This is a genomic window from Acidovorax sp. KPB24-07, from assembly GCF_057543315.1.
On record NZ_BAAJYS010000848.1, the window covers coordinates 1 to 745 of the forward strand.

The 745-nt window shown below is 75.2% G+C and carries 1 protein-coding gene and 1 pseudogene; both read right to left on the reverse strand.

Translation table 11 applies throughout. The features are described 5' to 3' along the window. Positions 1-230 (reverse strand): annotated as a pseudogene (locus AC27IQ_RS26225) (hypothetical protein); the annotation flags it as partial. A gap of 71 nt (positions 231-301) precedes the next feature. Further along, a partial coding sequence (locus AC27IQ_RS26230) for a substrate binding domain-containing protein (protein WP_487091398.1) occupies positions 302-745 on the reverse strand: 444 nt, incomplete at its 5' end.

Consider the following 745-nt stretch of genomic DNA (forward strand, 5'->3'; position numbering starts at 1 on the left):
GGCGGGGCGCCGCCCGGCAGGCACAGAGCGCAGTCGAGCGTGTGCAGGCCTCCGCCATCGGGCGCGGTGCCATCGTCCTGCGCCACGAGCTGGAACACGCCCGCGGCACTGCACACCACCATCAGCGACTGCGGGTGCACCAGGGGCGACGCCGCGGCCACGCCCAACGCCAAAGCGAACCACGCCAGGAGCCAGCGGGCGGTGAGGAAGGGCGTGCGCAGCGCATTCATGGGCGGGGGGATTATCGGCGCCGGGGCCGGGCGCGCATGGCGGCCCGACCATCAAAGAAAGGCGCGCGGCGTCACGGCAGGGCCACCCAGCCGGGATGGCCGGGCATCGCAGCCTCTTCGGCCACCAGGGCCGCGCAGCACTGCGCCACGTGATCGACCAGCGCCCGCACGCGCGCCGGCACGAACCGGTGGCTGGGCAGCACGGCGTGCAGGGCATATCGCTGCCCCCGCCAATCGGGCAGCAGCGCGACCAGGGCGCCCGAGCGCAGGCTGGCGCGCACGTCGATCGCCGACTTGTAGACGATGCCGCCGCCCGCCAGCGCCCATTCATGGGCCATGGAGCCGTCGTCCACGCTGCGCTCGCCCTCCACGGCCACCGAGACCGCCTCGCCATCGGACGCCCGCTCGAAATGCCAGCGCACCTCCCGCCGGCCGGCGATGTGCAGGGTCAGGCAGTCGTGCCCCGCCAGCTCGGCGGGGTGCCGGGGCACGCCCCGCCGCGCCAGGTAGGCCGG